At 61.5% G+C, this 9307-nt stretch carries 10 protein-coding genes; 8 read left to right on the top strand and 2 right to left on the bottom strand.

What is annotated here, in order from left to right; genetic code table 11:
• Nucleotides 1–426, bottom strand: a 426-nt coding sequence (locus tag ACIREA_RS19475; RefSeq protein WP_397384009.1) for a permease, incomplete at its 3' end; no start/stop codon positions are given.
• Between the two features lie 276 nt (nt 427–702).
• Here ACIREA_RS19475 and ACIREA_RS19470 point away from each other — a divergent pair.
• The 3 genes from ACIREA_RS19470 (at nt 703) to ACIREA_RS19460 (ending at nt 2859) form a co-directional block, all read left to right on the top strand.
• Complete coding sequence (locus tag ACIREA_RS19470; protein WP_397384008.1) at nt 703–1419, top strand: hypothetical protein; 717 nt, start codon at nt 703–705, stop codon at nt 1417–1419.
• Between the two features lie 115 nt (nt 1420–1534).
• Nucleotides 1535–1762, top strand: coding sequence for a hypothetical protein (locus ACIREA_RS19465; protein ID WP_397384007.1), 228 nt, complete (start codon nt 1535–1537; stop codon nt 1760–1762).
• Nucleotides 1763–2073: 311 nt separating this feature from the next.
• On the top strand, nt 2074–2859 hold the full coding sequence (locus ACIREA_RS19460) for an SDR family oxidoreductase (protein WP_397384006.1): 786 nt from the start codon (nt 2074–2076) through the stop codon (nt 2857–2859).
• A 258-nt stretch (nt 2860–3117) separates the two neighbouring features.
• Here the strand turns inward: ACIREA_RS19460 and ACIREA_RS19455 are convergent, their stop codons facing one another.
• On the bottom strand, nt 3118–4203 hold the full coding sequence (locus ACIREA_RS19455; protein WP_397384005.1) for a substrate-binding domain-containing protein: 1086 nt from the start codon (nt 4201–4203) through the stop codon (nt 3118–3120).
• Nucleotides 4204–4270: 67 nt separating this feature from the next.
• Here ACIREA_RS19455 and ACIREA_RS19450 point away from each other — a divergent pair, with 67 nt between their 5' ends.
• From ACIREA_RS19450 to ACIREA_RS19430, 5 genes are all read left to right on the top strand, one after another.
• On the top strand, nt 4271–5032 hold the full coding sequence (locus tag ACIREA_RS19450) for an RraA family protein (protein WP_397384004.1): 762 nt from the start codon (nt 4271–4273) through the stop codon (nt 5030–5032).
• 15 nt (nt 5033–5047) lie between these two features.
• Nucleotides 5048–6148, top strand: coding sequence for a sialidase family protein (locus ACIREA_RS19445; protein WP_397384003.1), 1101 nt, complete (start codon nt 5048–5050; stop codon nt 6146–6148).
• Between the two features lie 7 nt (nt 6149–6155).
• Nucleotides 6156–7358 carry an SGNH/GDSL hydrolase family protein gene (locus tag ACIREA_RS19440; protein ID WP_397384002.1) on the top strand — a complete coding sequence of 401 codons (1203 nt, stop codon included), beginning with the start codon at nt 6156–6158 and terminating at the stop codon, nt 7356–7358.
• A 7-nt stretch (nt 7359–7365) separates the two neighbouring features.
• Complete coding sequence (locus ACIREA_RS19435; RefSeq protein ID WP_397384000.1) at nt 7366–8181, top strand: HpcH/HpaI aldolase/citrate lyase family protein; 816 nt, start codon at nt 7366–7368, stop codon at nt 8179–8181.
• Between the two features lie 28 nt (nt 8182–8209).
• A partial coding sequence (locus tag ACIREA_RS19430; RefSeq protein WP_397383999.1) for a hypothetical protein occupies nt 8210–9307 on the top strand: 1098 nt, incomplete at its 3' end.

The raw sequence follows: 9307 nt of genomic DNA, 5'->3' as shown, positions 1-9307 counted from the left end.
GCCCAGAGACAAACGCGCGATCGTCATCGTCGCATTCCCCGCCGTCGCCCAGCTCAGGCCCTGAAACTCCTTGAACGCCGTCAGCGTGCTGATCGCCACGATGGGGTTCATGATCGGCGCGGAAAGCATGTAAGTCACCGCGCAGGAAAGCGGCAGCCCCTTCTGCACCAGTCGCCGGATCACCGGCACCACCGCGCACTCGCACACCGGAAACACCAGCCCCAAGAAGCCCGCGATCAGCGTCGCCAGCACCTTGCTCTTCGGCAGCACCCGGTCCAGCAGCTTGGCCGGCAGGAAGGCGTCAATGATCCCTGAAAAGACCGTGCCGATGAGGATGTAGGGAGCGCCTTCGAAGACAATGCTCAGGAAGGCCATGAGGATGTCCCCCATGCGGCTGGGTGCGGGCAGATCGGCGAGAAAAATCATGTGGTTGGTGAGAAGACTTCTAAACGCGCCGAAAAGGCGTGTTCAAGCGAGAAAGAACGAGGGATTGGAGGAATGTCGAACGACGAATGCCGAAAGGGGACAAAGTGCTAAGCGCCGTCAAGGGGGCAAGGGGAGTCAAAAGGTCAAGACTCGCCGCCAAGCTGAATCGTCCTCGTCTTCGATCACTGCGCTGTCGTACCGGTCCTGCGCAAAAAAGAAGGCCACCTGACACCGAATGAGATTGTCTCTCAGCATCGCTTCTGGTGAAATCGTCTCATGAACGAAGAGCCGAAAAAGCGGTGGGGGTGTTTGCATTGGGGGATGCTTGTCGCATGCTTGCTGTTCCTGGTCTGGGTGGCTTTGCCTGCGTTCACACGAGTTTCACCCCGGGACGACTCAATGGTCGGCATGAACAACTGCAAGCAGATCATTCTGAGCTTAAATCAGTACTCCAAAGACCACGACTCTGCCTTTCCGGACCGTGGAAAGGTGCAGTTTCACTCAGCGAATGAGGTCTTTCGTGAGCTATTCAAGGAAGGAATTGTGACTGACGAGCGCATCTTCGGCTGCCCCAAGAGCATCTTTAATCCGGACAACGCCATCGGAAATCCACTTGGATTCGAAAAGGCGCTTCAGCCAGGAGAATGTCACTGGATGCTTCTCAAGGGGCAGAGTGATGTGTCACACCCCCAAACACCGCTCTTGATCGAAAAAAGCCTCAACTCGTCCTGGCCGCCCCGATGGGAGGTGACCAGCGGCCCTCCCTCATGGTTAGGGTCTGAGAGAGTTGCTAAAAAAGGCCGCTCTTGGCCAGGTGGCAGGATTCTCATCGGTCGCGTTGATGGTTCTGTGTCGATGGAAAAACTAAGTCCGGACGGCACCATCGACGGGCATGCCTATGGCACCCTCGGCCCCGACGGCAAAAGCTGGATCGACACCCTCTCCCCCGAGCAGATCGCCAAGCTTTCCTACTGGGACATCGAGGAGAAATAAGCCCGCATTGTGCCTGCCTTGCGCATCCGTGAGCAGGATTTGCGATGGCCTATGAGGACGGGGGATTGGTGCGTTGATGGGGTAACGCGCACCAACTCCAACTCGACTCCCATCCATGAAAACGCTTCTTGCTCCTCTGCTGCTCAGTCTTGCCATGACCGCCACCGTGTTCGCCGCCTGGCCCATCAACGATGAATGCCCGGTCGATCACAAAGCCTCGCGTCCGATCTATCGCTTGAAGACAGATGAAGGCTTCGTGTCCTTCTGCTGCGTGGACTGCATGCAAAAATTCGCCAAATCTCCCGGCTCCTACCCGGTGAAGAAGAAAGAAGTGGCGAAGTGATGCTTCGGCATCGGCACTGGCACAGAATAAAAAACACGGGATCTGCAGCGATCCCGTGCGGCGCTTCCGCCAACATGCGGCTCTGGACGTAGGTTGGGCGTGTTTGGCGGACAGGACACTCTGCTTCACACAAACCCTCCTTCGCCAAACCGCCCGACTGCGAGTACGCACCCACGCCCCAGCGTTTACAGCACGCCACTGTACAAGCAGGCTGTGTCGCCACACCTTTTCCCCGCCGCTGATCTGGCTCGAACAACAGACCAGCGACGCACCCTTGAGCCCGATGACATGCATAGTCCTTGTTGCCACCCATGTCCTCTCCTCATCCGTTTGATCTCAAGGAACGCAGCATCTGGGTCTTTGGCGGCGCTGGTTATCTCGGCGCTGCCGTCATTGCACAACTCGCAGAAATGCAGGCCCGCGTGCTCTGCGTGGATCTGGCAGACCGCGCCGCGGACATGGTCAAAACATCCGGCATGCAGGCTCAAGTGAGCGCCGCCTCCCTCAACGCCGCCGACACCGCCGCTGTAGAGTCATTTGTTCAAGAGCAAATCGCCATTCACGGCGTGCCGCATGGCCTTGTGGTGATGACCTATGCCTCAACCGCCAAGCGCTTTGAGGATCTCACCGCCGAAGATTTTGACATGGCGAACCACGGCAACCTCACCGCCACCTTCGCCCTCGCGCGTGCCGTCGGCCAGCACATGGCGGAGCAGGGCAGGGGCAGCATGGTCCTCTTCTCCAGCATGTATGGCAGCGTCTCGCCGGATCCTTCAGTGTATGCCGCGCCCATGAATCCGAACCCCATCGAGTACGGCGTCGGCAAGGCGGGCATCCAGCAGATGGCGCGCTACCTGGCCGTGCACTGGGGCCGGCAGGGCCTGCGCTGCAACAGCATCTCGCCCGGTCCATTCCCCAATCCCACGATCCAGTTTCAGCAGCCCGAATTCGTCGAGCGCCTCGCACAAAAAGTCCCGCTGGGCCGCGTCGGCCAGGCACCCGAGATCGCCGGTGCCGTGACCTTCCTCCTCAGCGATGCCTCCTCATTCATCACCGGCCAAAACCTCGCCGTGGACGGCGGCTGGACGGCCTGGTGAAGTGATCTCCGCCTTGCTCCGGAGACTCCCATCATAGGGTGACATCACCACGGGTCGGCTGCCTGAGAGTACGATGGGCACTCTTGCCCGTCGACCAGCGCTACCGCAGGCATGTTGACTCCTGGTCTGCCAGAGCGCCCTGTGGCCTCACGTCCTTGCCCTCTCGCCACACATCCGCGTCCCTGAGCCATCTGCCAGCTTGTCGCTCCAGAGTGAAGGGATTTTCGCTTAAAATCCGAATCATTTGTCATTCCACATTCACAGCGTCTCACCCCGGATCATCTTCGGCATCAGCCGAATCGCCTTCGGGGGCAGTGAGCCAGACTCCGCCAGCTGCCGTGCGGCCTTGCACACGCTGCGGGCAAACTGGCCGGTGTTCGCCGCATAGCGCGTGATGGGCGGCACCGTGTGCTGGAGAAACGTTTCGTCATCGCGTGAGATCACCGCCACGTCCTGCGGCACGCGTTTGCCACGCTGCGTGAGAAACATCATCACCGTGAGCACATGCATCGCCCGCGCCACCACATAGGCCGTGGGTGGCCGGGCCGAGCGCAGCGCCTTGTCCATCAGCGCGCACAGATTGGCCGCAGTGCCATCGTGAGAGATCACCTGCAGTGTCGGCGCATGGCTGCCGCCCAGCGCCTCGCGCAGCCCTTGCTCGCTCTGCACGTCTCCGCCGTAATCTCCCAGTGGCCGCACGAAGGCGATGTGCCGGTGGCCCTTACCACACAGCATGCCGCCCGCATGTCGGCACAGCGCGCGGTAGTCCGTGTCGATGGACGGTAGGCTGATCTCCGGTGCGCAAGATCCCACCACCAGGCAGGGCAGTTGGCGGCGCATGAACCAGCTCTGCACCGGCTCCAGCGAGCCAAACACCAGCCACGCCGCCGCGGGCGATCTCGTTGTCAGCGCCTCCAGCGCACGTGTCGGTTTGGCCGTGAAGCACGCAGTGCTCACATGAATCTCAAAGCTGAACCCCACGCGGGAAAGCTGATCACGCAAATCATCCACCATCACCACTGTGGAGGGAGACATCTCCAGCAGCGGTCGTGGCGATATAAGCGCGATCACCCGTGGCTGCGCCGCCTTCTTCGGTTTCACCGCAGTCTTGATGCGCCGCCGCTGTCTGTCAGACACCTCCAGGAAGCCATCGCGCTCCAGTTCATGCAGCGCGCCGCGCAGCGTGTGGCGGCTCACCTGCAGGCGTGCGCACAGCTCGCGCTCCCCCGGCAGATGGCCGTGCCAGTGCCCGGCCTGCATGGACTCGCGCAGGCTCTGCGCCGTCAGGGTGACAAGGGAGATGCGCTGTGGCAGTCTGGGGCTGGAGGAGGTCGCGGACTTCATCTGGTTTGGACAACAGACCAGAAGCAAGCCGTTGTGACAAATCGTTTCAGCAGCCTGTTTCTCCACCATGTCTCACAGCGCGCGCCATCTCTCGCACAGCGATCTGCTTCAGCTCAAACGCTGGAACACCCCCACAATCTACAACGGCTGGGAACAGGTCACCCGGCACAATGCAGGCGCCGATGCCTTCAATATCGAGGAAACCCGCGACTTCATGCCGCAGATGGGACCCATGGTCGGCTACGCCGTCACCCTCGTCATCGAGCCCTCAAACACCGCGCATCGCCAGACGAATCCAAATGCCGGTGCCGAGTTCCGCCGCTACATCGCCAGTGTGCCCGGGCCGAAGATCATCGTCGTCCAGGATCTCGACAAGCCCCGCGTCCTCGGCTCCGCCTGGGGCGAGGTTAGCGCCAACATGTTTCGCGCACTCGGCTGCGTCGGCACCATCACCGACGGTGCCATCCGCGATCTGGATGAAATGACCAACGCAGGCTTCAAAGCCCTCGCCCGTCGTCTCTGCGTCGGTCACGCCTTCGTGCACCCCGTGCGCTGGGGCTGCGAGGTCGAGGTCTTTGGCCGCACTGTAAAGCCCGATGATCTCATCCACGCCGACAAACACGGCTTCATGGTCATCCCTCCCGAAGACCAGCCCAAGCTGCTCGAAGCCGCCCGCTTCATGGATGCCAATGAATGCGCCACCGTCATCCCCGCCGCTCGCAATGGAGCAGGCCTAAGTACAGACGAGCTCGTCGCCAATCTCGAAGCCAGCATCACCCAGTTCAGCGCCAACGTGAAAAGCCAGTTCTCCCGCCAGGGCGAGTGGTAACTCCAACCAGCCACCATGAAACTCATCGCCCTCTGTCTCGCCTTCGCCTGCATGGCGCACGCCGAAAGCGTCATCACCTTCAATCTCGATCCCACCAAGGAGAATCCGCGCAACTCCGAAGGCTCCTTCGCCACGCTCGCCTCCGGTCGCATCATCTTCTGCTACTCACATTTTTACGGCGGCGCGGGGGATGAGAGCCCCGCCCGCATCGTCCGCATTCATTCGGATGATCAGGGCCGCACCTGGAGCCAGCCCGTCACCGTGGTGGAAAACACCGGCGACAACAACGTGATGAGCGTCTCCCTCTTGCGCCTCGCCAGCGGCAAGCTCGCCATGTTTTACTGCATCAAAAACAGCTGGATCGACTGCCGCCCGCACATGCGCATCTCCACCGATGAAGGCGAGACCTGGACCGAACCCAAGCTTGTGCAGCAGGCCCCCGGCTACTTTGTGATGAACAACGACCGCGTCATCCAGACCAGCAAGGGCCGCATCATCATCCCGCTGGCCTTCCATCGCTCACGCGGCACGGATCCTGATACCAGCAAATCCTGGGACTCACGCGCCATCGCCACCTGGATCTATTCCGATGACGAAGGTGGTACCTGGACGGAATCCTCCAGCTGGTGGGCCATGCCCGTGCGCAGCGGCAGCGGTCTGCAGGAGCCCGGCGTTGTCGAGCTTGCGGACGCCTCGCTCTTCTCCTGGTGCCGCACGGATCAGGGTGCGCAGTACGGCTTCTTCTCCACCGACGCAGGCAAAACATTCTCGCCACCCATGCCCACGGAAATGAAATCTCCCAACGGCCCCGCCAGCATCAAGCGCCTTCCTGGCAGCAGCGACCTGCTGGCCATCTACAACGACCACTCCGGCAAGTTCCCGTTCCCACCCAAAAAGCGCAATCCCTTCGTGGCAGCCATCTCCACGGACGGCGGCAAAACCTGGCCCATGCGCAAACTCATCGAAAACGATCCCGCGGGCATATATCACTACACCGCCATCCATTTCGTGGGCGACGCCATGCTCATCGGCTATTGCGCTGGCGACAGCAAGGTGGGTGCGCTCAACCGCCTTCGCATCCGCCGCATCACCCTCGACTGGCTGAAGCAACCCTGATACACACATGCGCACGTTCATTCTCCTCCTCTGCACTTTTTGCGCAAACCTGCTTGCCGCAGCGCCGCTGAAAACTATAGACTTGCTCGCCGCAGGGAAGGAGCCTGTGCGCATCGTCTCCATCGGCGACAGCATCACCGGCGTCTATTATCACAGCGGCGGTCGCCGGGCGTATCCTGAAATGCTCCAGCTCACGCTGCAGCAGCTTTACCCGCAGGCGCAGATCAGCGTGCACAATGCCGGCCGCAGTGGCGACACCACCACGGGAGGACTCAAGCGTCTGGAGCCTGACGTGCTCGCGCACAAACCACATCTCGTGACGATCATGTTTGGCATGAATGATCTGGTGGGCACGCCTGTGGAAGTCTTCAAAAAGAATCTCCGCGAGATGATCTCCCGCTGCCAGAAAAGCGGCGCAGAAGTGGTTCTCTGCACGCAGAATTCCATCGTCGAGACCCCACAACGGCCCTGCGCCCGGCTCACCGAATTTACGCAGGCCATTCGTGACGTAGCCAAAGAGGAGTCGCTCGTCGTGGCCGACTGCTTTGCCGCATTCGAAGCCGTGCATACCGCCGATGCTGCCGAATGGAATCTCCTCCTCAGCGATACCATTCATCCCAACATGGCCGGTCACAAACTCTTCGCCGAAACTCTGGCACAGGCCATCACCGGCCGCACCGTTTCACTCCGCGAAGTAGGCCCACCCGCGTCTGCGCTGTCGCACACTTTCGCCAAGCTCAAAGCCGGCCAGCCCATTCAGGTGCTCGCCATGCCGCCCTACGACACACTCATCGCGCCTGCGTTGCAGCGCCTCTATCCCGCTGCCGTCGTCAAGGTCACTCCGTGGCCCACAGCAGGTCAGACGCTCGCGCAGCTTGAGCTCGCCGCGCGCAAGGTGCGCAGCATGGCGCAGGATCTCGTGCTCATCGCCGTGCCCGCTGAACTGCCCCTCCAAGATCAGCTGCAGTTTCATCACAGCTATTCGTGGATCATGAACTGGTCTCTCAGCTTCGGCGTGCAGCAGTGGGATGTGGTGGTGGCCTTGCCCTCAGCGGCAAAACCCGCGCTCAGCTCAGAAGAGCGCCGCCACGAAGCTTTCGCGCTGCGCCTCATCCAGGCCCAGGACCTTTCCATGATCACACGCCGCACCGGCGACACCTCACCGCTGCTCGAAGTTCTCTCCACCTGGCTCGCCCAACATCAACCCTGACCCTTTTATGAGACGCTCCAAAGTCCTCGCCAAAATCCGTGCCGGCCAAGTCGCCCGCATCTGCTGCACCGGCTCGCCCATCGCGTTCTTCCCGGCCATCGCCGCTCACTTCAAGTACGACGGCATCTGGTTGGATGCAGAGCACCGCGTGTGGGACCCGCGTGAAGCCGAAACCATGCTCGGCCGTCACCACGCGGCAGACATCGACTGCATCTGGCGATCATCCACCAAGGAAAAAAACAGCCTCTACCGCCTGCTCGAAGACGGTGCCGCCGGGTTGATGATCCCCCACGTCGGCAGTGCGGATGAAGCGCGCGCTTTGGTCAACGCCATCAAATTCCCACCCCTCGGCGATCGCGGCTTCTGCGGCGGCGGTCGCGATGCCGATTACTGGATCGGTAAGCCCGACGACTACACCGATGCCGCCAACCGCGAGACTTGCTTGGTGGCGCAGATCGAAACCCCCGCCGCGCTCGCCAATGCCGAAGAGATCGCCGCAGTGCCCGGTGTCGACGTCCTCTTTCTCGGCCCCGGCGACATGTCCCTGCGCCTCGGCTGCACGCCCGCAGTGAATGATCCCGTGATGATGGATGCGCAAAAGCAGATCGCCGCCGCCTGCCGCAAACACGGCAAAACTTGGGGCCGTCCCGTCGGCTCTGCTGCGGATGCAAAAACCATCATCGAACTCGGTGCTCAATTCGTCGTGCTCGGCAGTGAGTTCGGTGCGCTGCACGCTCATCTCAGCGCCTGCTCCGCCGACTTCGACAGCGTCCTCAGCGAATTCTCTGCTCAGACCACGATCCCCACGGGCAAGACGTACTGACGAAGAGCGTTTGATTCATCTCGTCATCATGAAAGCCCTCCTCGTTCTCGCATTCCTGCTCTCACCCATCTGTCTGTGGAATGCCGCACACGCCGCCGAGGCCGCGCGCATCGCCACCTTCGATGTCGATGCCACTCCTCCTCTGGGTGCCGCGATGGCTTATGATCCGGTGAAACGCGTGGATGATCTCACCCTGCGCTGCCGTGGCATCGTCATCCTTGGCGGTGGGCAGCCCATCGTGCTCTGCGCGGTGGATTGGATCGGTATTGCCAATGAGGGGCATGAGGCCTTTCGTACCGCGCTCGCAGAGGCGGCTGGCACCGTCCCGGGCCGTGTGGCCGTGCACACCCTGCATCAGCATGATGCCCCCGGCTGCGACTTCACGGCAGAAAAGATCATCAAAGAACTCGGCGTGAAAGGCTACACTCGCTTTGAAGGCACTTTCCATCGCCAGGTCATCCAGCGCGCAGCCGATGCCATTCGCACCGCTTTGCCCAATGCCCAGCCCGCTACCCACTACGGCTACGGCGAAGCCGTGGTAAAAGAAGTCGCCTCAAACCGCCGCGTGGAGCGCACCCCTGAGGGCAAGGTCGGACGCATGCGCGGCAGCGCTTGCAAGATCGAGGGCCTCATCTCCCTGCCTGAAGGACTCATCGATCCCGTCGTCTCGCTTCTCAGCTTTTGGAACGGCGACAAGCCCATCGCCGTTCTCAGCGCCTACGCCTGCCATCCGCAGAGCTACTACCGCCTCGGCATTCCCAGTCCCGACTTCCCCGGCATCGCGCGCTTCATTCGCGGGCAGGACGTGAACGCCGCGCTGCATGTCCACTTCAACGGCGCCGGTGGCAACGTCGCCGCCGGCAAGTACAACGACGGCACGCAAAGCAACCGCGTCATCCTCGCCACCCGCCTTGCCGCCGGAATGCGCGAAGCCTATGACAAGACAACGAAGCTGCCGCTCACAGCCGCCGACATCGGCTGGGGCAATGTTCCCGTGAAGCTGCCTCTCTCACCCCGGCTCAACGAAGAAGATCTGACCGCCAAGCTCAAGGCCACCGAAGCCAAAGGCTACATCTCCTTTGCCGATCAGCTCGCTTTTGTGCGCCGCAGCAAAGCCGGGCACGAG

The sequence above is a fragment of the Prosthecobacter sp. genome, assembly GCF_044373815.1.
In the GTDB taxonomy this organism is placed as follows: Bacteria; Verrucomicrobiota; Verrucomicrobiia; order Verrucomicrobiales; family Verrucomicrobiaceae; genus Prosthecobacter.
This window is presented reverse-complemented; position numbering and strand designations above follow the sequence as displayed.

Coding starts and splice junctions, on each gene's coding strand:
- ACIREA_RS19470 (WP_397384008.1), top strand. CDS start 703: ATGAACGAAGAGCCGAAAAAGCGGTGGGGGTGTTTGCATTGGGGGATG.
- ACIREA_RS19465 (WP_397384007.1), top strand. CDS start 1,535: ATGAAAACGCTTCTTGCTCCTCTGCTGCTCAGTCTTGCCATGACCGCC.
- ACIREA_RS19460 (WP_397384006.1), top strand. CDS start 2,074: ATGTCCTCTCCTCATCCGTTTGATCTCAAGGAACGCAGCATCTGGGTC.
- ACIREA_RS19455 (WP_397384005.1), bottom strand. CDS start 4,203: ATGAAGTCCGCGACCTCCTCCAGCCCCAGACTGCCACAGCGCATCTCC.
- ACIREA_RS19450 (WP_397384004.1), top strand. CDS start 4,271: ATGTCTCACAGCGCGCGCCATCTCTCGCACAGCGATCTGCTTCAGCTC.
- ACIREA_RS19445 (WP_397384003.1), top strand. CDS start 5,048: ATGAAACTCATCGCCCTCTGTCTCGCCTTCGCCTGCATGGCGCACGCC.
- ACIREA_RS19440 (WP_397384002.1), top strand. CDS start 6,156: ATGCGCACGTTCATTCTCCTCCTCTGCACTTTTTGCGCAAACCTGCTT.
- ACIREA_RS19435 (WP_397384000.1), top strand. CDS start 7,366: ATGAGACGCTCCAAAGTCCTCGCCAAAATCCGTGCCGGCCAAGTCGCC.